General features: G+C 70.2%; 24 protein-coding genes and 2 pseudogenes. 7 read left to right on the plus strand and 19 right to left on the minus strand.

Going from position 1 to position 24,180, the window contains the following annotated elements:
- A partial coding sequence (locus tag ABFJ78_RS16820) for a hypothetical protein (RefSeq protein ID WP_436387276.1) occupies positions 1-571 on the plus strand: 571 nt, incomplete at its 5' end.
- Positions 572-583: 12 nt separating this feature from the next.
- Here the strand turns inward: ABFJ78_RS16820 and ABFJ78_RS16825 are convergent.
- The 11 genes and pseudogenes from ABFJ78_RS16825 to ABFJ78_RS16875 form a co-directional block, all read right to left on the minus strand.
- Positions 584-1,192 (minus strand): DUF1707 domain-containing protein, encoded by a 609-nt coding sequence (locus tag ABFJ78_RS16825; protein WP_436387277.1) that lies wholly within the window; start codon positions 1,190-1,192, stop codon positions 584-586.
- A gap of 471 nt (positions 1,193-1,663) precedes the next feature.
- Positions 1,664-2,413, minus strand: coding sequence for a hypothetical protein (locus tag ABFJ78_RS16830; RefSeq protein ID WP_436387278.1), 750 nt, complete (start codon positions 2,411-2,413; stop codon positions 1,664-1,666).
- 229 nt (positions 2,414-2,642) lie between these two features.
- On the minus strand, positions 2,643-3,218 hold the full coding sequence (locus ABFJ78_RS16835; protein ID WP_436387279.1) for an IS3 family transposase: 576 nt from the start codon (positions 3,216-3,218) through the stop codon (positions 2,643-2,645).
- A 59-nt stretch (positions 3,219-3,277) separates the two neighbouring features.
- A pseudogene (locus tag ABFJ78_RS16840) lies at positions 3,278-3,520 on the minus strand (IS3 family transposase); the annotation flags it as partial.
- Complete coding sequence (locus ABFJ78_RS16845) at positions 3,517-3,822, minus strand: transposase (protein ID WP_436387280.1); 306 nt, start codon at positions 3,820-3,822, stop codon at positions 3,517-3,519. The gene ABFJ78_RS16845 and the pseudogene ABFJ78_RS16840, both read right to left, overlap by 4 nt.
- Positions 3,779-5,035 (minus strand): hypothetical protein, encoded by a 1,257-nt coding sequence (locus ABFJ78_RS16850; protein WP_436387281.1) that lies wholly within the window; start codon positions 5,033-5,035, stop codon positions 3,779-3,781. The genes ABFJ78_RS16845 and ABFJ78_RS16850 overlap by 44 nt, the downstream gene beginning before the upstream one ends.
- 44 nt (positions 5,036-5,079) lie before the next feature.
- Positions 5,080-5,427 carry a hypothetical protein gene (locus ABFJ78_RS16855; protein WP_436387282.1) on the minus strand — a complete coding sequence of 116 codons (348 nt, stop codon included), beginning with the start codon at positions 5,425-5,427 and terminating at the stop codon, positions 5,080-5,082.
- Positions 5,428-6,270: 843 nt separating this feature from the next.
- A complete protein-coding gene (locus ABFJ78_RS16860) occupies positions 6,271-7,299 on the minus strand; it encodes an alpha/beta hydrolase family protein (protein ID WP_436387283.1) in 1,029 nt (342 codons plus the stop codon).
- An 11-nt stretch (positions 7,300-7,310) separates the two neighbouring features.
- A complete protein-coding gene (locus tag ABFJ78_RS16865) occupies positions 7,311-7,661 on the minus strand; it encodes a hypothetical protein (RefSeq protein ID WP_436387284.1) in 351 nt (116 codons plus the stop codon).
- Between the two features lie 13 nt (positions 7,662-7,674).
- Entirely contained in the window at positions 7,675-8,175 is a 501-nt protein-coding gene (locus ABFJ78_RS16870) for a TetR/AcrR family transcriptional regulator (RefSeq protein ID WP_436387285.1), read from the minus strand.
- A 201-nt stretch (positions 8,176-8,376) separates the two neighbouring features.
- Positions 8,377-9,282: an oxidoreductase gene (locus tag ABFJ78_RS16875; protein WP_436387286.1), complete on the minus strand. Its 906-nt coding sequence runs from the start codon at positions 9,280-9,282 to the stop codon at positions 8,377-8,379.
- A 133-nt stretch (positions 9,283-9,415) separates the two neighbouring features.
- On the opposite strand from ABFJ78_RS16875, the gene ABFJ78_RS16880 reads away from it, so the two are divergent.
- Positions 9,416-10,291: a helix-turn-helix domain-containing protein gene (locus tag ABFJ78_RS16880; protein ID WP_436387287.1), complete on the plus strand. Its 876-nt coding sequence runs from the start codon at positions 9,416-9,418 to the stop codon at positions 10,289-10,291.
- Here the strand turns inward: ABFJ78_RS16880 and ABFJ78_RS16885 are convergent.
- The 3 genes and pseudogenes from ABFJ78_RS16885 to ABFJ78_RS16895 all read right to left on the minus strand — a co-directional run bounded on the left by ABFJ78_RS16885 (position 10,281) and on the right by ABFJ78_RS16895 (position 14,298).
- The gene (locus ABFJ78_RS16885; protein WP_436387288.1) at positions 10,281-10,673 is read right to left on the minus strand and encodes a hypothetical protein; all 393 of its coding nucleotides are present in this window, start codon (positions 10,671-10,673) and stop codon (positions 10,281-10,283) included. The two genes, ABFJ78_RS16880 and ABFJ78_RS16885, sit on opposite strands and share 11 nt — an antisense overlap.
- A gap of 81 nt (positions 10,674-10,754) precedes the next feature.
- Positions 10,755-13,439, minus strand: a complete 2,685-nt coding sequence (locus ABFJ78_RS16890; protein WP_436387289.1) for a glycoside hydrolase family 9 protein — start codon at positions 13,437-13,439, stop codon at positions 10,755-10,757.
- A 114-nt stretch (positions 13,440-13,553) separates the two neighbouring features.
- Positions 13,554-14,298: pseudogene (locus tag ABFJ78_RS16895) on the minus strand (AraC family transcriptional regulator).
- A gap of 87 nt (positions 14,299-14,385) precedes the next feature.
- On the opposite strand from ABFJ78_RS16895, the gene ABFJ78_RS16900 reads away from it, so the two are divergent.
- Positions 14,386-15,315 carry an NADP-dependent oxidoreductase gene (locus ABFJ78_RS16900; RefSeq protein ID WP_436387290.1) on the plus strand — a complete coding sequence of 310 codons (930 nt, stop codon included), beginning with the start codon at positions 14,386-14,388 and terminating at the stop codon, positions 15,313-15,315.
- Here the strand turns inward: ABFJ78_RS16900 and ABFJ78_RS16905 are convergent.
- On the minus strand, positions 15,305-15,994 hold the full coding sequence (locus tag ABFJ78_RS16905) for a TetR/AcrR family transcriptional regulator (protein ID WP_436387291.1): 690 nt from the start codon (positions 15,992-15,994) through the stop codon (positions 15,305-15,307). The genes ABFJ78_RS16900 and ABFJ78_RS16905 overlap by 11 nt on opposite strands.
- Before the next feature lie 82 nt (positions 15,995-16,076).
- Here ABFJ78_RS16905 and ABFJ78_RS16910 point away from each other — a divergent pair, with 82 nt between their 5' ends.
- The 3 genes from ABFJ78_RS16910 (at position 16,077) to ABFJ78_RS16920 (ending at position 17,352) form a co-directional block, all read left to right on the plus strand.
- Complete coding sequence (locus ABFJ78_RS16910) at positions 16,077-16,619, plus strand: RNA polymerase sigma factor (RefSeq protein WP_436387292.1); 543 nt, start codon at positions 16,077-16,079, stop codon at positions 16,617-16,619.
- Positions 16,616-16,744, plus strand: coding sequence for a hypothetical protein (locus ABFJ78_RS16915; protein ID WP_436387293.1), 129 nt, complete (start codon positions 16,616-16,618; stop codon positions 16,742-16,744). The genes ABFJ78_RS16910 and ABFJ78_RS16915 overlap by 4 nt, the downstream gene beginning before the upstream one ends.
- Positions 16,745-16,875: 131 nt before the next feature.
- On the plus strand, positions 16,876-17,352 hold the full coding sequence (locus ABFJ78_RS16920; protein ID WP_436387294.1) for a hypothetical protein: 477 nt from the start codon (positions 16,876-16,878) through the stop codon (positions 17,350-17,352).
- A 172-nt stretch (positions 17,353-17,524) separates the two neighbouring features.
- On the opposite strand, the gene ABFJ78_RS16925 is transcribed toward ABFJ78_RS16920, so the two are convergent.
- The 4 genes from ABFJ78_RS16925 to ABFJ78_RS16940 all read right to left on the minus strand — a co-directional run bounded on the left by ABFJ78_RS16925 (position 17,525) and on the right by ABFJ78_RS16940 (position 22,792).
- Complete coding sequence (locus ABFJ78_RS16925; protein WP_436387295.1) at positions 17,525-19,162, minus strand: beta-1,3-glucanase family protein; 1,638 nt, start codon at positions 19,160-19,162, stop codon at positions 17,525-17,527.
- Between the two features lie 419 nt (positions 19,163-19,581).
- Positions 19,582-20,370, minus strand: coding sequence for an NAD-dependent epimerase/dehydratase family protein (locus ABFJ78_RS16930; protein ID WP_436387296.1), 789 nt, complete (start codon positions 20,368-20,370; stop codon positions 19,582-19,584).
- The gene (locus ABFJ78_RS16935) at positions 20,370-21,368 is read right to left on the minus strand and encodes a Gfo/Idh/MocA family protein (protein ID WP_436387297.1); all 999 of its coding nucleotides are present in this window, start codon (positions 21,366-21,368) and stop codon (positions 20,370-20,372) included. The genes ABFJ78_RS16930 and ABFJ78_RS16935 overlap by 1 nt, the downstream gene beginning before the upstream one ends.
- Positions 21,347-22,792 carry an NDP-hexose 2,3-dehydratase family protein gene (locus ABFJ78_RS16940; protein ID WP_436387298.1) on the minus strand — a complete coding sequence of 482 codons (1,446 nt, stop codon included), beginning with the start codon at positions 22,790-22,792 and terminating at the stop codon, positions 21,347-21,349. Before ABFJ78_RS16940 ends, ABFJ78_RS16935 begins: the two co-directional genes overlap by 22 nt.
- A gap of 165 nt (positions 22,793-22,957) precedes the next feature.
- Here ABFJ78_RS16940 and ABFJ78_RS16945 point away from each other — a divergent pair, with 165 nt between their 5' ends.
- Complete coding sequence (locus ABFJ78_RS16945) at positions 22,958-24,178, plus strand: macrolide family glycosyltransferase (RefSeq protein ID WP_436387299.1); 1,221 nt, start codon at positions 22,958-22,960, stop codon at positions 24,176-24,178.
- Positions 24,179-24,180: the final 2 nt, after the last annotated feature.

Here is a 24,180-nt window from a genome sequence, read left to right on the forward strand (position 1 = left end):
TTCCATGGACTCGCTGCTCCTGTACGTCGACATCCCGTTGTTCCTGATCGCCGTCTGGCAGCTGTCCCGGCGTGGCCCGCACGCAGGCATGATCGGCGGCACAATGCTGATCTTCGTCCTGGGCGCGGGCATGTACTTCGGTGGATACCGCCACGTCGGCGGGTTCGTGCTGTTCGTCTTCGCCACCTGGTTCCTGTTGATGCAGCTGTTCAGGTTCGCCAGTTACCGCAAGTACTTCTTCCACGTGGTGCCGTTCGTGATCCTCTATGCTGTCGGGACCGCGTACCTGCTGCGGCAGCTGGAGTTCAAGAGCTTCTTCTGGTGGTACTTGCCGTTGACCGCGCTGTTCCTGACGGTGAACCTGGTTCGCCAGCTGAAGACCAAGGACGCGCGCAAGGCGTTCGCCGAGCTCGATCGGACGGTGGTGGAGGCGATGCCGGCGGGAGTGCGGCAGAGTGTCGAAAAGGAGCTCTCGGGCGGTTCCACGGTCAGGCAGTATGTGGTGAGCTCCGTGATAATCTTCGCGGCGCTCTTCGCTGCATCTTTCTACCTGTTCTTCGGTGCAGTTTGAGCAATCGTGCGGTCAGTCGCCGTCGCGACGGTCATACCGTTCGTTGTATTTGCGCATGTAGTTGCGGAGGTAGTTCCTGGTGTAGTTCTTCGAGTAGTCCTTGTCGTACACCGAGTGCCGCGCGTTGAAATGTCTGTCGAACTCAGCGTCGAATTCCGCGTCGAAACTCGAGTCCGCCCACCCGGAGCCTCGCGTACGCAGTGCTGCCCACACAATACCGCCGATGACGGCGGTAGCCACGGGAATGACGACGAGAACCCAAAGATGGGTCAACACGAAGATCGCCATCGCGACAACGATGACCGCGGGTATCGCGGCTTTCGCGAGCCGCCTGCCAACGGCTGAATCGCGGCGGGTGGCCGGCTGGTTTTCCGGCTCGACGTCAGGGGTCGTGGCCGATTCAACTTTTGGTGCGTCGATGGCTCCGAATTCCGGATGTGGATGTGGGAGATCGCGGAAAAGCAGTATCAAATCGCCGCGTGTCTTCGCGATGGCTGCCTTTGCGCTGCGTTCGCTGAACTCGTCCACGTCCAGTCGTCCGCTGCTCATATGTGTGCCCAAAGCGGCAAGCGCCGACTCGCGCTCGTCATCGCTGATCCGGATGTCGGAAGAATCGGTCACAACTGTATGGTACGTCGTCGCCAGCCTGGTCGTAACCCTGAAATTGAACTTAGTACGAGTGGGTGAGTCGTGGCGATTGAAGCCGGGCTCACTGTGATCTCCGTTTCGCGGCGTGGCCTCAGGGCGTGAGAGGCCGGCGCCGGGAATATGACCACTGGCCGACCCAGGCCAAGCTGGCGCCTACTGTGGCGGCCGACGCTGGGTGTCGCACACGACGCAACATCCGACTGGCTCGACGTGGGCCGCGTTCGCGGAACTCGTCGAGCGCAACAACGGGATCTTCGGACCGCCGGTCGTCGTGGCGCTGGCCGGTCGCATTGAACTCCGTCCTCACGGCGCCGATTCAGCGCCGTGATCGCCAGTCTGTGCGCCAGTTGCCGAACGGCCTTCCTCGACTACGGTCGCATCATCGCCGATCACGGGCGATCGCTCCTGAAACCTCGCCGCAAAATGACACGCGGCGATCTTCAGTCAGGCGGGCTGCGGTTGTCGACGTGGACCGCTGCCGTTGTCGATATCGATGAACGCGACCGGCTCTTCCTCGGCCAGCGGGGTGCCTGGACGGTGGCTTGATTCGACGAGACGTCCAGCGACCGGGCTCAGCAACTCCACGGTCTCGGAACCGTTCAAGAGCGCAGCTGCGACAAAACCACCCTCGGCGATGAAAGCGCCGGGGCGCGCGGCTCCTGGAAGCATGACGACATGAGGTGGGTTTCCTTCTGGCGTCGAAGGCGACCAGAAGAGCCCGCGCCACGGGCGAAGGGCTGCGTGAGCGGCGAACCCCAGGTTCAGGACCTGGCGCCTGATGCCGCGCCGCTCGGAGGCGACCGGTCCGAAGCTGGACGGCGGTGATGGCCTGAAGGTCGCCACGGTGCCGTGTTCCATCACGATCCCGGAATAGTTAAGCAGGGCGCCTCCGATCGGTGCCCGTAGTCGCAGGTGCACACCGTCAGGCCGCCTCACGGTGAGAAGCACGCGATCGGCGGGGAAGGTCTCGAGCATCGGCTGTTCCCAGCTCACCACCCGCAGGCGGGCCGGGTTGCCGTCCGGGAACTCGGCGGGCGCAATGCGTAGCTCGTGGACTCCCGTCCCCGAGACGACGTGCAGCAATGGCCTCGCGAGTACCTTCGTCTCAGCCGGTGGGTCTTTTTGGGTTCCGGTGCTCGGTTTGGTTACGGGACTGTCGCGCTTTCGCCCTAGAATCTCATCGAGCCATGCCATGGTCGCGGGCTGTGAGCGACGAGGTGCTTCGTCGGTCGGTCGGCGAGTGCGACGACGCCTTGCGGAGTGTGACGCGTGCCGGCCGAGCAACGTGTCCCATGCGGGGGAGTCGGAGTCTGCGTCGGTGTCGGTGTGCAGTACCGGCGGTTGTGCCGCCCTTGGTGTCGTCTGCTTCCGCTGGAGGATCTGGGGTTGACCCGTTTTGACGGACAGGGTCGTTGAGGTGTGGTCAGGCTACGTGACGTGTGGTTGTTTCGTAGGTGACGGGGCTGAGGTAGCCGAGGGTGGAGTGCAGGCGGCGGGTGTTGTACCAGCCTTCGATGTACTCGAAGATCGCCTTGTGCGCGGCGGTGCGGGTGGGCCAGGCCTGCCGGTCGAGCAGTTCGGCCTTGATGGTGGCGAAGAACGACTCGGCGACCGCGTTGTCCCAGCACTGTCCCTTGCGTCCCACCGATAGTCGCACGCCGGCGTCGTCGGCGAGGGTGCTGAACTGGCGGGAGGTGTACTGGCAGCCGCGGTCGGAGTGGAAGATCACTCCGGGCTCGGGGCGGCGCTGGCCGAGGGCGTTGCGTAGAGCGTCGGCGACCAGGTCGGTACGCAGGTGATCCGCGGTGGCCCAGCCGACGACCCGGCGGGAGTTCAAGTCGATGACGGTGGCCAGATACAGCCAGCCTTCCCAGGTATGGATGAAGGTGATGTCCCCGCACCATCGGGTGTTGATATGTGTTGCGGCGCAGGAGAAATCCCGCTGGAGCAGGTCGGCGGGCATGGCCGCTGCCGGGTCGGGGTGGTCGTGGTCCGCCACCGTTTCGGGGTCCGTCCCGCCAAGCCCGCGGTGCGCAGGAGCCGGGCGATCCGCTTGCGGGAATGCCGCCGGCCACGGGCGCGGAGTTCGGCGTGAACCCGAGGCGTTCCGTAGGTGCCGTTCGACTCGTCGTGGATCGCGACGATCTCCTCGGTCAGCTTCGCGTCGTCGTGTTCACGCGGGGAGGGGGTGGCGGCGCGGTGGGCGTAGTAGGCGGCTCGGGAGACCTTCAGCAGTTCGCAGGCACGTTTGGCGTTGCCGCTGCCGGCGTTCTCCGCCTCGATGAACGGGTACACGTTCACCGGGTCTCCTTCGCGAAGAAAGCCGTCGCTCGTTTGAGGATCTCCACGTCCTCGGACAGGCGGCGGTTCTCCCGCCGCAGCCGGGCCAGCTCGTCCCGCTCGTCGCTGGTCAGTCCACCGTCGGTGCGGGTCCGGGCGTCGCGTTCGGCCTGCTTGACCCACTCGCGCACGCCGGTCTCGGTCAGGTCGAAGTCCTTCGCGACCTGGCCGATCGAGCGGTCGCCCCGCTGGCACAGCTCGACGATCTCGGCCTTGAACTCAGGCGTGAACGAACGACGAGGCCGAGGCTTCTTCCTGCCCATGGTCTCCATGATGGAACATCCTTCCCGAGGGCGTCAGCCCTGATCTTGGATGTCCGTCAAAACGGGTCAGGCCCACGGCGGCTTGCAGCATGCGGAAGTACCCGCGCAGCAGATACTCCGGGGTGTTGGCCGGCCAGTGCCGTGCGCGGTACTGCTCAGCCCAAGTGTGCAGGCGATCGCGGTAGCCCGCGACGCGAGCCAGACCGAGCATCGTCAATGCGGCGACCTGCAGCTCTTCGTGTCCAAGGAGGAAAACGTCCGGCCCGTCAGAGCGGAAATGACTGTCTCGGGCAGTGAAGCTTCGCCCTGTCACGGTCCGTAGCTGATCGTTGACATCCCATGGTGACCAGCCGGTCAACTCAGCCAGGTCGGGCGCGGACAAACCACCGCCCGCCGCGGCTACGAGCCCCAGTAGGTCTTGTTCGGCGACCGAGCCGCGCAGTAGCCGCTTCAGTTCACGCTGCGTGTCCTCCTGAATCTCTCGAGCTTCTGCTGAGGGACTCAACGATCGAATGGTCATCTTGTCCCGGAGCGGGTGGTAGCTGGGCACATCAGTCGGGATCGGTGGGTTTGGTCGGCCAGTCACAATGACCCGCATCCCGAACGGTGGCTCCACAGGCAGCACCGCAGCAATGCTGTGAGAGTCCGGCCCGTCGTGCACTCCTCGATCTTCGTCTAGACCGTCTACCAGCAAGACGAACTGCTCGCTGCGGCGGTCGCACGCTTCGGCTGCCTCGGCGAGTAGTCCCAGCAGGTGTGCTTCCCGGTTGGACTCCGTCAAGAACGGTGGGATTGACTCGCCCAGCAGCGACAGCAGCTGCTCCATCACGTTGTCGATGAACGCGCCGCGATCGTTCTGGGCCGCCAGCCGGGCGGTGATGAAGAAGGACACCATCCGCACCCCAGCGGGGGGATGGAGGACGAACCAGGACACCAACGCCGATTTGCCTGACCACGGTCCTGCCCGCAGCCATTGGTAGGTCCCGGCCGTTGCCGGCGAGGTGCAGAACTCTGCCAGTTCATTCAGCTCGGCATCCCGGCCCAGCAGTTGGGGAGGAGCGATTCGCTGGACTTGCCTGCGATACCGAGTTTTGACTGGAATGCCGGTCAGCAGGTTGACGTCGCCGATGTGGACTCCGGAGTTGGCGTACCCGTGCGTCGCGGTCGCGGCGCCGCTGCCGGTCACCGTGATCCGTTGCCTGCGATCCGTCATTCCTCACCCACTACGCCAGCGCCGACGTCCATCGATGGCGTGCTTCAGTCCAGCTGCACTCCGCTAACAGCGTCGCCGCCCCCGGACGATTCTGCATCGCCAGTACGTTCTGCCCGAACCGAGTCGTGACCGGGCGTGCCGGTGACGCCGGTGACCGCATGTCCCCCGGAGGCCGATTTCGCCTTGCCGGTGTCGGTAACCACGATCGCCTTGCTGGTTCTGGGCGTCCGTACCACAGCCCACACCGCGACGCCGACAGCGGCGACAGCTCCCAAAGCCGATACCGCCGTCGCGACCTTGTTGGCGTCCTCCCATCGCGCGATCGCGATCCACGTACCCAGGCCAGCTACCAACACGCAGGTGACAAGCAGCGCGACACGTCCAACAGTCATACTCGATCAATCGCTGTAGGTTCCCGGATTGCAACATGCCGAACGATGCTGGTCGCGCCGTCGTCGCATTACAGCTGACCTCGCAGGTGCGTCAAGGCCTACCCGGGCAACGCAGCGGCCGCACACCTGACGCGACGTTGGCTGTCGAACTAGGGGCGATTTATGGGCGAAATTGCAGGTCGAACGACGTCGACTGGCGTCGACTCAGAGCATGAGCGATTGCAAACATCCCAGCTAGATCGACTGACGTCGACTCCAAACGACTCGAACCAATAATCCGGAGGGTTCTTGGTTCGAGTCCAAGCGGGGGAGCAAAGCCCAGGTCACAGACCTGGGCTTTTTTGCTACCCATGGGTGGGGGCGATTTGGTGTCCATCTTGACGGTCGTCCAAACGGCGGCCTGATCGCGCGGCCCGAGTGATCGCCGGCGGCTGCCGGCCCGGCCGATGTCGACGTCGCGGCCGACGATCATCGGGATGAACAAGATAGGCGAGAACCGGGTGCGAACCTGGCGGCGTGCTGGTCCGCTGGCAGCGTCCTGGCGAACCGGCGGCTCGTTTCGGGTACTGACCGCCGTCACCAACGGCGAGTTGATCGCTACCGCGCAGTTTCCGGTGACCGGGTGAGCCAGGCCCGCGAGTTGTGCCGGGTCGTCGGACGTGGAACGCACCGGTATCTGTGGTTCGTCGGCGATTGACAAGGTGCCGCCGCCGGTCGCGAATGCACTGCCTTCGGCATGACCGGGCGCGAGCGACCCATCGGTGGCATGGATGAATGTTCGCGGCTCGGTCGACAGGTGCCGTCGACCGCGGCTTTGCGTAACGGCGGACGACGGGGTCTGCCTTAGCGCCCCGCGAACCGGTGCAGGGCGTCGAGCACGGCGGGGGCGGGGGTGTCCGGGTGGTCGGTGTCGTGCAGCAGGTGATCCACTCCGGGCAGCGGCACCCGGCCCGGTCCGCCGACGTGCGCGCGGCGTAGGGCGGCGGTCAAGGCATCCGTGGTGGCGCAAGGGACTTGGGCGTCGTTCGTGCCGCAGGTCAGCATCACCCTCGTTCCCGGCCGCAGAGCTGCGGCGGTGACCGGCGGGTAGACGGCGTCGTCGCTGCGCACGAACCGGCTGCTCTGCCCTTGGAAGGCCGTGAAGAGCTGGGCGAGGACGGGCGGCAGGTCGGTGGTGTCGACCGGTCGCTGTTCGCGCAGGGCGGTGACGGCGGCGTCGATCGCCGCGTCGATCGCGCGCTGCTGCTCCGAGGTGAACTGGCCCTGCCGGGCCGCCTCGGCGGTCTGGGCGTGCAGTTGCAGCGCGACGAGGTCCAGCAGGCGGATCGCCTGCGGCTGCAGCAGGGCCAGGCCGGCTGGGCGCGGGTGGACGGTGCCGCCGAGCAGCAGTGCGGTCATCGCGCCTTCGCTGTGCCCGACGACCATCAGCGCGTGCGGGTCGGTTTCCGGCTGGTCGCGCAACACCTCGTAGGCGGCGCCGGCCTGGCGGACGAACGCGGGGTAGTCGAGGGTTTCGGGGTGGTCGCGGTAGGCGCCGAGTCCGGTGCGGCCGGTGCCGTACTTGTCGAACCGCAGCGTGGCGACCCGGTCGCCGCCGAGTGCGGTGGCCACCTGCGCCAGAGTGTCCGGAGTCGCGTGTGGTGGTTGGTTGCCGTCGCGGTCGGTGGAGCCGCTGCCGGGCAGCAGCAGTGCGGCGTGCAGCCGTTGCCCGGCACGGTGGGCGGGAACGTGCAGCGTGCCGTAAGTCGCTGTCCCGTCGGCGGTGAAGACGACTTCGCGGTCGGCGGCGGGCACCAGGCCTGGTTCCGCCTCGGCCGGGGTGGCGGTTACGGCGGCCAGCGACAGCACGGCCGCGGCGACGTGGGTGAACATCGGTTTCCTTTTCAGCGCAGGGCGTTTTCGACCAGCGTGACGGTCTCGCGCGGGTTGTCGACCTGGAGGACGAGGCGGGCGTAACGCTCGTCGGCGAGTTCGATCACGACGGCCTTCGACGCGTCCTTGACGTCCCAGAAGACCTTTTCGCCGTCGAGGTGGAACGTGCCCGCCGTGATCACGCCGGGCAGGTGGGCGCCCGGCGCGCGGATTCCCTTGGCATCGGCGGCGATGCCGGGATCCGCGGTCGCGCCGCGGACGTTGGCCAGCGGGATGGTCAGGCTGCTCTTGAAGGCCCAGAGCTTGTCGAGACCCTCGATGACGACAACGAGGTCGTCGCCGTCGATGTGGACCAGTGCCATGTCATTTTCCTTGTCAGTCAGAGGAATCGAAGCGTTGGGTCAGCGCGGCGTCGACACCCTCGGGGTTGCCGCGCAGGAGGATGCCCAATGCGGCCGCCGTGAGGCCGCCTGCCAGGGCGGTGGAAATGTCGAGCGCGTCGGCGATCGCCTGGTCGAGCGCGGCCAACGCCGCGCTCACTTCGGTGGCCACCTCCTCGTCGGCCGGGGCCCGGTCGACCGTCGCGAGCAGCAGCAGGCCGAGGTCGGCCGACGTGACGAGCCGCAGCGCGGTCGCGGCATCCGGTGCCACGGCGAGCGCTTCGGCCAAGGGGCGGACGTCGTCGGCGATGTGGCGGCGCAAGGCGGCCAGGTAGAGGCCTCGCTTACTGCCGAACGTCTTGTAGAGGCTGTTGCGGTGCACACCGAGGTGGGTGACGAGGTCGTCGACGGACACCCCGTCGAACGCGCGGCCACCGAACAACCCCACGGCGGTCCGCACCACCTCGTCCTCGTCGAACGCCCTTCGCCTGCCCATGTCGTGACAGTATCCTTTTGAGGAACGATCAGTTAAGAACGATCGTTCCTCAAAAATCGCCACTGTCGGAGGGCGTGCCGGGGCCCGGCACGCACTTGGGATCAGTCACTTCCCGAACCTGCCGTCGTCAAGGATTGGACAGCGGCTTTCTTGTCTGCTTGACACAGAGGGGAGCCATGAAGGGCGTTCGGACGCCGGGTTTCAGAGGTAACCGACCCCGGTCAGTACCTGGGCCGCTGTCCAGAGCCGTCGGCCGATGGCCGGGTCGGCCGCGTCGCGGCTGAGCCGGGCCTCGGTGACGCGGCCGCGCGTCTCCGCGAGACCGGCCGGTCCGAAGAACTGACCGCCCCGCACGCCGGCCGCGGTGGCGGCGTGCAACTGCGGCAGCGCGCCCCGTTCCACCGGCTGGGTGGCCAGCAGGCCGAGCCGTGCGATTGCCCGCCCGAGCCGGCCGCGGTGTTCCCAGGCGCGCGGGGTCAGGTTGGTCCGGGTGAGACCGGGGTGGGCCAGCACGCTCGCGATCGGCAGTTCCGCCGAACGCAGGCGGCGGTCCAGCTCGAGACCGAAGATCGTGGTGGCCAGCTTGGACCGGCCGTAGGCGGTGGTGGCCCGGTAGCCGCGTTCGGACATCAGGTCGTCGAAGTCGAGGTGCGCGTTCTTGTGGGTGATGGAGCTGAGGTTGACCACCCGCGCTTCCCGCGCCGCGGCCAGGTTGTCCAGCAGCAGGCCGGTCAGGGCGAAGTGGCCCAGCATGTTGGTGGCGAACTGCAGCTCGAAGCCGTCGGCCGAGGTGCGGCGCGGGCCGAGCAGGACGACGCCGGCGTTGTTGACCAGCAGGTCGATCACCGGGTGGTCGACGGCCAGCTTGGCGGCGAAGGCGCGGACCGATTCGAGGGAGGCCAGGTCGAGTTCGCGCACCTCGGTGTCGCCGTCGATCCGGCGGGCGGCCTGCTCGCCGGCGGCGGTGTCGCGGACGGCGAGGACGACGTGGGCGCCGTGGCGGGCGAGTTCGGTGGCGGTGACCAGGCCGAGGCCCGAGTTCGCGCCGGTCACGACGGCGACGCGGCCGTGCTGGTCGGGGATGCGGTCGGCGGTCCATCCGGTCATCTGCTGCTCCTGAAGGGGTGTCGGTGCGCTGTGCCGGCGACGTTAGGAGTGCTCCGGCCGGTGTCGGTCGGACTCGGTTCCCTGGGTTTGCGAGACCCACCTTGGGCGCCCGCGCGGGAGGCACACTGGGGGTATGAGCAGTCCCTACGCGCGCGAGCTCGGTGACTTCCTGCGCGCGCGGCGCGCCCGGTTGCGTCCGCGCGACGTCGGTCTGGAGCCGGGCGGGCGGCGCAAGGTCGCTGGGCTGCGGCGCGAGGAGCTGGCTCTGCTGGCCGGGTTGAGCACCGACTACTACCAGCGGATCGAGCAGGGCCGCGAGGTCCGCCCGTCCGACGACGTCCTGGCGGCGCTCGCCGGCGCGCTCGGCCTCGGCGACGAGGAACGCCGGCACCTGTTCGTGCTGGGTCACGCCGCCCGCCGGGCGGTGCCCGTCCCGGTGGACCGTGAGCCGGAGCGGGTGCCGGCCGGCACCCGCCGGCTGCTGCGGGTGACCGATACCCCGGCGGTCGTGCTCGGCAGGCACCTGGACCTGCTCGACTGGAACCCGATGGCCGAGGCGCTGCTCGGTGACCCGGGGGCCTACCCGCCGGACCGGCTCAACATGCTTCTGCTGCTGTTCGACGATGTGCGGACCGCACAGAGGAGCTGTCCGGATTGGGAGAAGCAGGCGCTGGACTACATCGGCATGCTGCGGGCCGCCGTCGCCGCCGACCCCACCCATCCCCGCGCCACCGCGATCGTCGGCGAGCTGAGCATCCGCAGCGCCGAGTTCCGGCGGTTGTGGGCCCGCCACGACGTTCGCGAGTCGGTGAGCGGCACCAAGACCTTCCGGGTCCCCGCGGTGGGCGACCTCCTGCTGGACTGGGACACCTACCCGCTGCCCGGCAACCCCGGACCGGTCATGCTGGTGTTCACCGCCGAACCGGGCAGCTCCGACGCGGACCGGCTGCGGCTCCTGGCGTCGCTGCACGCGTCCCGCTCCGCACTCGCCGACGAGCTCACCTCCTGACATCCCGCGTCGACTCGACCCGGCTGGCGTCGCCGAACAGGCGGCTTCGCCGCTCACGCCGTCCAGCCCGGTGGATGTCGGCGCCAAGCCCTGCGGTGACGGGCGCCGGCAGCCGGTAGCGGTCGGCGGCGAAGTAGGTCCACCAGCTCAGCCGTTCCCGCCGGGCCCCCAGCGGGCGGAGCACCCCAGGCGAGCTGTCGAGCACCCGGTGTTCGCCTTCGCGGCCCCGAGAGTTGTCGAATCGGTTGATCCCGCCACCCGGCCGGGGCGGCGACAGCCCGAACCCGTCGGCCAAGGCCGGCAGCAGTTCGATCGTCGCGGGGTTCAAGGTCCCGCCGGGCAGTGCCAATGTCCACGACCAGTCAGAGCCCGTGATCGGCATCTTCGCCCGAACCGCGGCGCCGCCGGACCTCGTCAGCGGTGGCGGCGTTGATGTGGACGAGAGTGGTGACGAAGTAGCCGATCAGGGTTCGGTGCCCCAGGCGAGGGCACCGGCCTGGTAGGCCGTCGTGGTGGCGAGGTCGCTGAACGCCGTCGCCGCGCGGTAGCTGTGGTCGTCGGCCTGGTTGAACGCCGCCCAGTCGGCCTTCGCGACCCGGATCTGGACCTCGCCGGTGTTCGCGCCGGCGGCCAGGGTGCCGCCGCTGAAACCGACCTCGACGTAGGCGTCGGCTCCCGGTCGCGGCGTGGCGAGCTTCACCACCCGCAGCGAGACGTTGGCGCAGCCGACCACCGCGTAGTCGCACCAGATCTGGTAACTCGGGTTGGTGGCGTCGCCGGTGAACCAGTAGCGCGCGGTGACGCCGGTCAGGGCGACGGACGTGCTGCCCCGGTTCACGATCTGAAGGCCCGTGCGGATCTGGTTGTCGGTGGCGCCGCTGCTGGAGCGCTGCTGGACGGCGAGCGAGCCGGTGCCGGGGTCGCCGCCGGTCGTCGTGGTCGTGACCGAAACCGAGCTGCTGGCCGGAGACTGGTTGCCGGCGGCGTCCCGCGCGCGCACCGAGAACGTGTACGCGGTGCCGGGGGTGAGACCCGTGACCTGGTAGCCGGTGGTCGTGGTGCTGCCGACCGTCGCGCCCGCCGAGTTCAGCACGTCGTACCCGGCGACGCCGACGTCGTCGGTGGCCGCGGTCCACATGAGACTGACGCTGGTGCTGCCCGCGGCGGCGGTGACGCCGGTCGGTGCCGACGGCGGGGTGGTGTCCCCTGTGGACGGTCCAGGCGGGCTGCCCCACAGCACCGTGGAGCCCTGCGCGAGCACCAGCCGCGAGGCGTTCGCGGGCGCGGAACCGCTGGGCGCGAGGCCGGTGTGCGACCAGTCGTTGCTCGGATCCCACGTACCGGCGCTGCTGATCCGGAACTGCACTTCCTTGCGGTAACGGGACTGCCCGCCGGGCGCGACCCCGCCGGAGCACTGGACGTCGACGTAGTAGGTCGAGCCGGAGAACTGGCGGACGACCGGTGCGTCACATTGGTTGTACGCGGAAGAGACCGAGATCTGGCCGGGCGTGGTGGCGCCGTCGAGCGTGAAGTAGTAGCGCAGCGAGCCGGTGAACGTGCGAGCGGGCCACGCCGACTTGTTGATCACGTACGCCTTGACCTCGGTGAACGTGCCGCCGTCGGGCTGGTTGAGGGCGCCCTGCGCCAGGATTTCCGGGCCGTCCGGGGTTTCCGCCGCCGGGAACGACGCCAGCGGCGCGCCGCCGTACTCGCCGTAGAGGCGGGCCAGCGCGCTGGTGAAGCCGGCGTTGTAGTCGAGGGCGACCTCGTTCATCGTGTAGTTGCTGCGGTCGTCGGTGTAGGCGTCGTTGGGCGAGGAGGGACCGCCGACGAGCGCGCCGTACAAGGTGTGCCGGCTCACCGTCGGTTCGGTCATGCTGTCGGCCCAGGAGCCGTGCGCGGTGCGGTGGTGCGGGTTGCGGGGCGGGTTGACGCCGAACCCGACCTCGAAGCTCGCGCCGCGGGGGTTGTCGCCCAGCGCGTAGTCGATCTGCCGGACGCCGAAGGCGTGGTACGTCGCCGCGCGCGTGGGATCGGTGGCGCGCAACCAGTCCGAATACGTCAGGGCCACGAACGCCGTGTTCGCCGCGTACCGCAGCGAGCCCCACTGGTCGAGCACGGCCTGGCCGCCGGGGGAGTAGGGCACGCGCTGGCCGTTGACGCCGGTGGTCCACCAGTCCAGCCAGCGGTTGGCGTCGGCGACGTACTCGGGGTCGCCGGTGAGCTGGGCGAGCAGCACGTAGGCGCCGTAGGACTTGTCGTCCCAGGCCAGCGTCCAGCGGTAGGACCGGGTGGTGGTCTGCGGTTCGGTGGACAGCTTCTCGTACTCGGTGCGCGCCTTGGTCAGGTAGGCGCTGTCGCCCGTGGCCTTGTAGAGCCAGATCGCGCCCCACACCAGCTCGTCCTGGTAGCCGCTCCAGGACTTGTAGAAGTTCTGGGCGTCGGTGATGCAGTTCGAGTAGGCGCCTCGGTGGTTGTCGGCGAACGAGTACAGCTGCTTGGCGTGCGTGAGCAGGGTGGCCGCGTAGGCGGGATCGTCGGCCTGGAACACGAGTGAGCCGGAGGCCAGCTGCGCGGCGGCCTCGCCGGCGAGGTCCGAGCCGGGGCAGGAGTCGTCGACGCGGTAGGCGGGCCGGGCCATGGTCATCGTCTCGGCGGGGCCCCACCACTTGTGGTCGTCGTCGCCCTTGCCGACCTGGCCGTACAGCACGTCGGGCTGCGGGTGCGCCTTGATCAGCCAGTCGGCGCCCCAGCGCAGGTTCGCCAGCAGGTACGGCCACTGGCCGGAATCCCGGTAGGCGGCGCGGTTTTCCAGGCCGCCCCAGGCGAGCATGGTCATGCTGGACTCGAACGGCAGCCCGAACTTGACGTGGTCACCGGCGTCGTAGAAGCCGCCGGTGAGGTCCAGGCCGGCGTCCTTGCCGTCGTCGAGGGCGGACGGGCCGCGCCAGGAGACCCGGTTGCCGCCGGGCAGCACGCCGGAGCGCTGGGCGTCGTAGAACCAGACGGCCTTTTGCAGGGCCTCGCCGTAGTTGAACTTTCCGGCGGCGGCGGTACCCGCGGACGCGTTGGGGATCGCGAGGCTCAGGCCGAGCACGAGCAGCGCGACGACCACCCGGGAAATCGCCTTCGTCATCGAAGTGCGCACGCCGCCTCCTGGCATCTGGGAGCGCTTCCAGATTGGAGCGTAAGGGATCGTGCCCGCCCAGTCGTGGTCCACTCGGATGAAAAATGGGAGCGCTCTCAGAAATCGGCGGGTGTGTTACCGCGTGGCGGCCCGGTAACGACCCGGGGTCCGGCCGACGAGCTCGGTGAACGCGTCGATGAAAGCTGCCCGGGTTCGCCCACCCCAGCCGGATCGCCGTGTCGGTCACCGATCGGCCTTCGCCGAGTTCGAGCAGGGCCCGCTGGACGCGCAGCAGCGTGCGCCACTGGTGGAAGCCCATCGACAGCTCACCGGCGAACAGCCGGCTGAGGGTCCGTTCACTGGAGCCGGTCCGGTGGCCCAGTTCCGCCAAGGTCGCCGGGCTCGCCGGGTCGGCGTGCAGCAGGTCGGTGACGGCCTTCAGTCGGGCGTCGCGCGGCTCCGGGAGGCGCAAGGGTTCCTGCTCGGCGCGCACGAGTTCCGAGAGGACGACGTCGAGCAGCAGCCGGGAGCGGGGACCGTCAGCGGGCTCCCCGAGCTTCGCCAGGTAGGCCTCGCGCAGCAGCGGGCTCGCCTCGAACACCGACGGCTCCGCCGGCAGCTGCCCGGCCAGCGCGGCCGGGACCTCGAGCAGCCGGATGTCGGTCCGGCCGTGCGAACGGCTGCGGTGGACGTGGAACGGCGGCACCCACGTGATGCGGTTCGCCGGCGCCACCCAGGTACCGGCGCGGGTCGACGTGACCAGCGCCCCGGTCGCGGCGTACCGGAGCTGGCCGAAGTCGTGGAAGTGCGCCGGGACGACGTCGCCGTGCGCCAGGGGTTCGCAGACCGCCGGATCGCCGGCCCGGACGAGTTCGATCATCGGCACCCAGCCTAGCCTGGCGGGTTGTCGGAAAATCCTGGCGTGACGCCGGTGGTCCGCCCGCGCGGGGACGGCCATCGTCGGGGTATGCGAGTCATCACCCAGCACGCGTTCGGGGGCCCGGAGGTCCTCACCATCGAGGACGCGTCCGCACCCCGGCCCCTGCCGACCGAAGTCCTCATCCGCGTCGAAGCGATCGGGCTGAACCCCCTCGAACCGCGCCTGCGCGCCGGTGAATTCCCGTTGCTCGGCCCGCCGCCGTTCGTCCTCGGCTGGGACATCAGCGGCGTCGTCGAGGACTCGCCGCAGACATGGCGGTTCAAGCCCGGCGACGAAGTGTTCGGGATGCCGCTGTTCCCGCGGGCGGCCGGCGGGTACGCCGAGTTCGTGGCGGCGCCGGCCCTGCACCTGGCGCGCAAGCCGGCGTCGCTCTCCCCCGTCGAGGCGGCGGCGCTGCCGGTCGTCGGGCTGACCGCGTGGCAAGGTCTCGTCGACCTCGCCGGTGTGACCGAAGGCGACCGCGTGCTGGTCCACGGTGGTGGCGGCGGGGTCGGCCACGTCGCGATCCAGCTCGCGAAATCCCTGGGCGCGTACGTGATCACCACCGCCGGCGGGGACAAACGGGAGTTCGTCGAGGGGTTCGGCGCCGACGAGGTCGTCGACTACCGGGCGGTCGACTTCACCGAGGTGGTCGCCGACGTCGACGTGGTGCTCGACACGCTCGGCGGCGACACCGCCGAGCGCTCGCTCGAGGTGCTCCGCCCTGGCGGCCACCTCGTGACGGCGGTAGCCGAGGAGGACAAGGCGCTCATCGCGAAGTTCGAGGCGGCCGGCATGCGCTTCAGCGGCATCGCGGTCGACCCCGATCCGGTCGCCCTGCGCGGCCTCGCCGACCTCGTCGGCCGCGGCGAGCTCCGGGTCCACGTGCAGGAGACCTTTCCGTTCGACCGCGTCGCCGACGCGCACCGGCTGCTCGAGCGGGGTCACCTGCGGGGCAAGGTGGTGCTCACCGTCTGATCCCCGGCGGCCGGGGCGGGGGCGGCAGCGGCACGTGCGGGTCGAGCTCGATGCCGCCGGCGCGCAGGGAGTCGTCGATGATGCGCCAGATCCAGCGCGTGAGCAGGTCCGTGAGCTCGGTCCGCGTGACGCCGCGGGGGCTTTCGAGCCACTGCGCGGTGCACGAGTCGACGAGACCGACGACGCCGAACGAAAGGACTTCGGCGACGCGTTCGTCCAGCTTGAACACCGTCAGGTAGAACTCGAACACCTGCGTGAGCTGCCGCGCGATGACGGTCTTGACGTCGGAGACCGCGTTCCGCCCGCCGATCTGGGCGTGCCGGGTCAGGTAGCGGTAGAGGTTGCCGTTGCCGGCGAGCCAGCCGGTGTGCGCGTCGACCGCGACGGTGATCATCTCCAGCGCGCTGCCCTGCGGCTCCCACACCGGCAGCAGCGCGGTGGTGATGAGCCCGGTCGCCCGGTCGGCGATCGCCCGCTTCAGGTCGGTGGCGTCGTCGAAGTGCTTGTACAGCTGGGGCCGCGCCACGCCGGCGACCTCGGCGATGCGCTCGGTCGACACGTCGGGGCCGTGCTCGGCGATCGCCCGCAGGGCGGCGTCGACGAACTCGTGCCGCCGGCGCTCCCGCTGCCCCGCCCAGCGGGCCGCCCGGCCGTCGCCGGGACCGGAGGAGGACGTCACTTCGGAGACCCTACCGGGGAGCCGAGTAGGGGCTACGCTTCTGTATCTGTTACTTTGAGGCCCGAGTTATCACGGAGCGTGGTTGCGGCGCGGATCGGAGTGCGCGATGTGGGGAGCGGTCGACGACGGCGGCCTGCCGGACGCCCGGCTGATCGCCGAGTTCCGCCGGGGCGACGCCGGCGCGGCCGGCCGGCTGTTCCGCCGGCACGCCGAACCCCTGCGCCGGCTCGCCGCGGACTTGGGCGGCCGGCCCGCCGACTGGGACGACCTGGTGGCGGAGACGTTCACCTGCGTCCTCGCGGTGCTTCGCGCCGGTGGCGGGCCGCGGGAGCACCTCCGGCCGTACCTCGTGACGACGATGCGCGACCTGGCCGCCCGGTGGGGTGGCCCCCGGCCGGAGGCCGACGAGCTGGTCGGGGCGGCTTTCCGCACCCTGCCGGCCCGCTGGCGGACGGTGCTGTGGAGCACCGTCGCCGAAGGGCGCACGGAGGCCGACCTCGCCCCCGTGCTGGGGGTCTCGCCGACCGGGGTCGCGGTGCTGGCGGCGCGCGCCCGCGAGGCGCTGCGGCACGCCTACCTGCAAGCCCAGCGGTCGCCGGCGTCGGTTTCCGGGAACCGGCGATGAACCCCACCGCCACACCCATCTTCGACGCGGTCGTCGCCGAGACCGGCGTGCAGTGGCCGGGTCCCGCGACCGACGACGACGAAACGGACCCTCCGGAGCCCCAGGTGACGGCCGTCAGCCCGTGAGCAGTTCGGTCACCTCTCGGGGGATGACTAACTCTTCTGGGTTAACTCAGTCGGCGGGTCCGGTGCCGTCGTGGCGTCACGGGCGGCGATGAGCGCCCTCGCACTCCCGAGACCGACGGGAGGGCGGGCCAGTGGGCGATCGAAACCACGCCGACGGCGCCGTGCGCAGGCTGCGCGGCCGGTGGCGGCTGGCGAGCACCACCAGCGGGTGGCGCTTCCCGAGCGACTGGGCGGTGCCCGAAGTGGACACCGTGTGCAGCTCGGCGCTGTTCCGCGGCGATCTGACGGCGGCGCTGACCGACCTCGGCGGATCACGGGCGCGGACGGGCGCCGGGCTGGCCGAGACGCTGTACGACGTCGCCGCGCTGCACACGGTGCTGGACGGCTGCGCGGACACGGCGCAGTCCGCCATGCTCCGCGCGGCCGCGATCGGCTGGGCGGACGCCGCAGGGGCCGAGCCGGAGACCGGCCCGCGGCCGGCGACGGTTGCCCGGCCGGCGGCCGGAGGTGCCTCGCACGAACGTGCCCCGAGGTCGTCGTGCCCGGCGCCGCGGGCTTGGCGGATGGCTGCCGACCCAGGGATGTCCCCGGCGCTCGACCGGGAGTAGCGCCGGGCTCGCCCCCTACGCGAGCCCGGCGCCGCGGTCCCCGATGTCCGCCTGCGCCGGGGAAACCTCGCCGCCCCGCCCGCGTGACGCCCACCCGGCCCACGACCACCCCCGCGGGGGATGCCGGACCCGGAAAAGCCCAGGCCACCGGCCTGGGCTTGCCCACCGAGCGCTACCGCGTGAACGTGAACCAGTTGATGTTGACGAAGTCCGCCGTACCTCCCGAGAACGTCAGGTAGACGTCGTGCACCCCGGTCGCCGAGGCGACGACGTTCGCCGGGACCGTCTGCCACGACTGCCAGCCCCCGTTGTTGGCGAAGTCGATCTCCGCGAGCACCGGGCCCGACACGCTGTCGATCCGCGCGCGGATCGCGCCGCTCACCCCCGCCGCCGCGCCCGACGCCAGCCGGGCGACGAACTGGCGGGGCGAGCTCGACCCGAAGTCGACTCCCGGGTACTTCAGCCAGTCGCCGTTGGCGATCCAGCCGACGTCCGTGCCGCCACCGGAATCGCTGCAGGCCTCGTTCTGCGTGCCGCTCTGGGCGCTGTAGGACTCCGCCTGGATCGTCGAGTACGCGCTCGTGCCGCCCGGCTGGGGCGTGCCACCGCCGCCCGCGCCCGGGCCCAGCGCCACCGTCCAGGACGTCGGCGCCGGGTCCTGGAGGTGGCCGTCCACCGGCTGGCTGCCCGTCGGGCCGACGTCGTCGTACGGGAACGCGTAGCCGATCGACGCGTGTTGGTGGACCAGGCGCGCGTAGTGGTTCGTCGTGGCGTCCTTGTAGTACTGCGAAGGCGCGACGCCGTCGGGCTGGTTGTTGCCGCCCGCGACCAGCAGGCTGCTGCGGTTGAGCGCGGCCGCGAGCCGGGCCGCGATCGCGCCGCGGGCGTCGCCGCCGGAGTTGTACAGCGGCCCGCTCGCGCAGCCGAAGATGTCGATCGCGCTCGGCTTGGTGAACGGCACGCCGTTGGTGTTCAAGCCGGCGAACACCAGCGTGTCGCCGCTGACCGTGCCCGTGTACGACCCGATGCTGCCCTGCCCGTTGATCGTCAGCGGCGTCGAGCGGTAGTGGTCCCAGACGGCGTTGAGGTACCCGGACCAGTAGCCGCCGAAGTCGGTCGGGGAGTGGCCGGGCGCGAGCACGCGCACCACCTTGCCGGACGAGTCGGTGACGACCAGCTGGTCCCACGGCGCCCCGTCGGCGGAGTGCTGGGCGCGCAGCCCGTCGGCGATGGCGCCGAGCGCGCCGTCGGGCAGCGGGCTGACCGACTGCGACCCCGCCGCGCCCGTCGTGGCCATGGACACCGGCAGCGCCACCATGTCGACGTAGCTGATGTTCGCGTAGAGGTTCGCGCTGTTGTAGGTGAACTCGGCGAACGTCCAGTTGGTCCGCCAGTTCGGGTCCGAGCTGGTGAAGCCGGGCTGCACGAGGCCGGGGCCCGGGTTGACGAAGAACTGGATCTTCTGGTCCGCCGAGAACCAGACGCGGCCGCCGATGATGTAGTCGCGCAGGGTCACCGTGACCTGGGACCCCGAGCCGGTGAGCGGAATGGCGTAGTCGGGGATCGGGGTCACCGGCGAGGACGGGTTGGGCAGCCGCTGGAACTGGCCGCTCGCCGTGACGAACCCGGGCCAGCCCGACGTGTCGGCGCCGCTGATGTAGGCGTAGACGGTGCCGTTGCCCGAATTGTTCTTCAGGGTCACCGGCAGGGACGCCGCGGCCCGCGCTTTCGGCGCGGTGGCGGTGGACCACAGCGACGCGCCGGCCACGGCGGTCAGACCGGCGGTGACGAAGGTACGCCTGGACAGCATGGCGCCTCCTCGGGGAGAGCGGCACGTGCGTGGCGGGGAGCACGCGTCCGCGACGGTGGGGACGGCCGAACGCTAAGGACGCCCCGGCGGAATGGTCAAGACCATTCGGCGTGGTCGGGTACGGGCGGCCGGAGAGCCTGCCCGCTAGTACATCCACCCGCGGCTACTCCATTCGAGGGCCGGATGCCTCCGCGTCGATCAACTTAGGTTGTCGCCGTCAGCGACCTTTTCCGCTAGCCGCACCACGTCCCGGCCCGGGAAGCTGAACACCGGAGCACCGCGCCGAGGCGAGCGCGGCCGAAGACCCGGCGGGAGCACTCCCCCCTCCCGCCTGCGAGGTACGACGTCCGGCGCACCCAGCCCCCAGTACGGCGCGCCGGACGTCGTGCCGCTTGCGCCAAGAGATCCACAATGGACGATCAGCCGACGGTGGCGGCGGCCTTCAGGTGCCGGCGGGCGTTGTCGGCCAGCTCGTCGATGTTGCGGTCCAGCAGCGACTTCAGGTAGCCGGGGCCGATGCCGAAGTCGTCGAACCCGGTGACCAGGCTCCGCAGCTTGTCGATCCGCACCTCGCCGCGCTTGGCGGGCATGTCGACCAGCTTGCGCTCGGCGCGCGTGCCGAGGCGCTCCTCCAGGCCGTCGACGATGTCCTCGATCGCCTCCGGCCGCCCGGACGCCACGTTGACGACCTCGTCGCGGACGCCCTGGGTGAGCAGCGAGTCGATCATCCGCATCATGTCGCCGACGTCGAGCAGGTCGCGCGAGACCCCGGAGTGCAGCGTGACCGAGCCGGAGAGCAGCTGACGGGTCAGGGACGGCAGCAGCTGGTGCGGCGACTGCCCGGGCCCGACGATGTGCGACAGCCGCAGCACGAGCCACCGCGCGCCCGAGAGCGCGCAGACGTGTTCGAGGCACAGCTTGTGCCGCCCGTACGGCGTGAGCGGGAAGACCGCGCCGCCCTCGCTGCCGACCGACTGGTCGGCGCCGTACATCCCGGTCGACGCGGTGGACAGGAAGATCACCGTGCGGCCGGCGGCGCGGCAGCGGTCGATCACGTCGTAGACCAAAGTGGACTCGCGCTGGAACGCCGACACGTCGTTGACGAGCACCGTCGAGACGCCCGCGGCGATGAGGGTGACGTCCGGGTGCCGGTCGCCGAAGTACCGCCGGGTGTGGTGGGCGATGAAGCCGTTCCCGATGATCTCCATCAGCCGATCACCGCCGCGGCGTGCGTGAAGACTTCGCGGGCGAGCCGCGCGGTGGCCACCGACGAGGAGAGCCAGGCGGCTTCGGAGTCGTCGCGCCCGGCCAGCGCGGCGACGGCGAACGAGCGCAGCGACAGCTCGAACTGGTGCGCCGGAGGCAGCCAAAGTTCCTCGACGTGGTCCTGTTCTTCGATGCGCAGCACGGGTTGCCGTCCCGGTGGCGGAGTGAAGGCGCGGTCGAGCGACAGCGCGGCGGCGCTGCCCCAGAGCTCGTACCGTGAGCGGTAGCTGTGCTGGAAACCGAAGTCGAGGGACGCCGTGACGCCGCTCGCCGAGGTGAGCAGCGCGTGCCCGGCGACGTCCACGCCGGTTTCGTCGAACTTCAGCGTGGCTCCGGTGACGCGGAGTTCGGGGCCCAGCAGGAAGAGCGCGGCGCGCAGGGGGTACACGCCGACGTCGAGCAGCGCTCCGCCGCCGAGGGAAGGCTGGTAGCGGATGTCGCGGGCGGGCAGCGGCGGGATGCCGAACGACGCGGTGAACGTCCGGAGCTCGCCGAGCCGGCCGCCGTCGAGCAGCTCGCGCACCTTCGCGTGCTGGGGGTGGTGCATGAACGTGAAGTTCTCGCGCAGCACCAGGTCCTGCTTCGCGGCCAGTTCGGCGAGGTCTTCGGCCTGGTCCAGGGTCAGCGTGAGCGGCTTCTCGCACAGCACGTGCTTCCCGGCCAGCAAAGCTTTCCGCGTCCACTCGTGGTGCAGCGCGGTCGGCAGGGAGATGTACACGGCGTCGACGTCGGGGCTGTCGAGTAGCTCGTCGTAGGTCGACGCGATGACGCCGAAGCGCCGCGCGAAGTCCACGGCCTTCTGCGGCAAGCGGGCCGCGACCTCGGTCAGCTCCAGTTCGGCGACGCCGGCCAGCGCGGGCAGCGTGCGCCGCGCGGCGATCGACGAGCAGCCCAGCGCGCCCAGGCGCAGCGGCCGGTTCACCGCAGCCCCCGCAGGCACGCGATCAGGCTGCGGGCCTGCACATTGACGTAGTGGCTGTGCCGCAGCAGCTCGTTGAGCTGGTTGAGGGTGAGCCACCGGAAGTCGGCCAGGCCGGCGTCCGGGAAGTCCGCGGGCACCTCGATGATCTGGTAGTCGCTGTAGGCGTGGTGGAACCGCCCGCCCTCTTCGGAGAGCTGGGCGGCGAAGAGCACTTGGTCGTCGCGTCTGCCCAGCACCGTGTCGAGGAACGGCGGCCGGTGCGCGGGCGGGGTGAGCACGTAGTTGTCCGGGGTGCACTGCACGGTCGGCGCCAGCTCCACCACGTCGAGGTAGCCGGGCTCGACGCGGGCGTTGAGCAGCGCGTGCAGCACCCCGTCGACGCGTTTGACCAGCAGCGCCACCACGCCCGCGCCGTGCGGGCGGACCAGCGGCTGCGTCCACCGCGCGACCTCGCGGCCGTTGGTGGTGATGTCGACGGCGATGATGCTGAAGAACAGGCCGAGCTCGTGGGAGATCTCGGCCGGCGTCCGGACCCAGTTCGCGACCTCGCCCAGCGGCAGCGAGCTGGTGCGCACGACGTGCTGGGCCTGGCGCGAGGTGATCCAGCTGAGCACTTCGGTGCGCGTGTGCAGGCTGCCGGTGTGCTGGGCCGACGAGCGCGCCACCGCCGCGGCGAGGTCGCTGACGGCGTCGGCCTCGCGGCCTTCGAGCCCGGCCGGCATGCACGACAGCACCGTGCGGGCGTCCATGTTGACGAGGTTGTCCTGCTTGAGCAGCTCGTGCAGCTGACCGAGGGTGAGCCAGCGGAAGTCGTCGGGCAGCTCGCCGTCTTCCGCGAACTCCGCGGCTTCGACGATCATGTTCCGGTTGCGCTTGCGGTAGAACCACGAACCCTGCTCCGACTGCAGGACGTCGGCGAGCACGGTCTCCGGGTCGGGGTCGCGGAAGTGGTCCAGGTAGGGGACCGGGCGCCCGCCGTGCACGCGGGTGTAGTTGCTCTTGGTCGCCTGGACGGTCGGTGAGATCTGGACGCCGTTGACGTTGCCCGGCTCGGACTTCGCCTGCATCAGGCAGTGCAGGACGCCGTCGATCTCCTTGACGAGGATGCCGAGGATGCCGATCTCCGGCTGGTTGATGATCGGCTGCGACCAGTGCGTGACGGGCCCGTGGTCGGTGTCGACCTCCAGGCCCTCGACGCCGAAGAAGCGGCCGCTCTCGTGCCGCAAGTTCCCGCTGCCGGCTTCGAAGCCCCACTGCCGGAGGTCGCCGAATTCGATGCGCCGGACTTCGTGGCGGTGGGCCAGGTTGCGTTCGGCGATCCAGCCGGCGACGAGCGCGTTCGGGGTCGCGACGCCGTCGGTGGCGGCCGCCGACTTGGCCAGCCGGTGTGGCAGCGTCAAGTCCGGTTTGCGGAGCAGGCCGGTTCCGGTGGGGCGCTCCATGGATTTCACCTCGCGTGGCCGGCGGACGGGATGTCCTAGTTGTAGCCGGGGAAATCTAGGAGGAATGCTGGTCTTCGGGCCGGTTTCGCGGGGACACTAGGCGATTCATTGGATTGCCTGTGCAGACGCCGGGGGCGGGCCGCGCGCCGACCTAGGGTGACCGCCGTGGACGTCTCCGGCCGGCATTTCGCTTTCTTCGGTTTCCCGGGCTTCGGTCACCTCCGGCCGACGCTGCCGGTCGTGCGCGAGCTCCTCGCGCGCGGGCACGAAGTGTCTTATGTGGTCGCCGAGCGGTTCGCCGGCGTCGTCGCCGAAACCGGCGCGACGGTGCTGACCTACCCGTCCGCGTTCCCCGAGTCGATGCCGGACGTGCACACCGCCGACGACCTCGCCACCGTCCTCGCGCACTACCTCGACGAGGCCTACGCCCCGCTCGCCACCGCGTGGCCCGCGTTCGCGGACCGCCCGGTGGACCTCGTGGTCGAGGACGTGCTGAGCACCGACGTCGGCGGGCTCGTCGCGCGGCGCGCCGGCTGCGGCGTCGTCCGGCTGTTCGCCGGCTTCGGCGGCAACGACGAGGTCCCGCTCAACGGCAGCGAGGTCGAGCTGGCCGGCCCGCCGCTCGACCCCGCGCACCCGGCGCTCGCGGCGTGCGGCGAGCGGATCACGGCGCTGCTGGCGGAGTTCGGCCTCGGCACCCCGCCGGACTTCCCGCCCGGGGGCGGGGAAGTCGTGGCGAACCTCGTGTTCGTGCCGCGCGCGTTCCAGCCGCGTGCCGAGTGCTTCGGCGAGGAGTTCGTGTTCGTCGGCCCGACCGGGGACGACGGCGCGGTCGCCGACAGCTGGGGCCCGCCGGCCAGGGACGTCCCCGTCGTCCTGGTGTCGCTGGGCACGTCGTCCAACAGCAACCCCGAGTTCTTCACCGCCTGTGGGCAGGCCTTCGCGGGCACCGGCTGGCGGGTCGTGATGACCACCGCCGGGCACGTCGGCGACGACGTCGCGGCGGCCATGCCCGACAACGCCGAGCTGCACTCGTGGCTCGACCACCGCGCGGTCCTCCCGCACACCGACGTCGTCGTCTGCCAGGCGGGGACGGGCTCCCTGATGGACGCGTTCGGCCACGGCGTCCCGGTGGTCGCCGTGCCGCAGCGCCCGGAGGCGCGGGTGACGGCGGCGCAGGTCGAGCGGCTGGGCCTGGGCCGCGCGCTGCTCGACGACGTGACCGGCGACGACGTCCGCGACGCCGTCCTGGCCGTCGCGGCCGACGCGGCCATGGCCAAGGAGGTCGCGCGGATGCGGGAAGCGATCCAGGCGTCCGGCGGCGCGAAACGGGCGGCGGACGCGCTCGAACGCGCCGTGCGGGCCACCGAGGGGAAAAAGGCATGAGC

The organism is Amycolatopsis sp. MEPSY49 (genome assembly GCF_051337345.1).
GTDB lineage: Bacteria > Actinomycetota > Actinomycetes > Mycobacteriales > Pseudonocardiaceae > Amycolatopsis.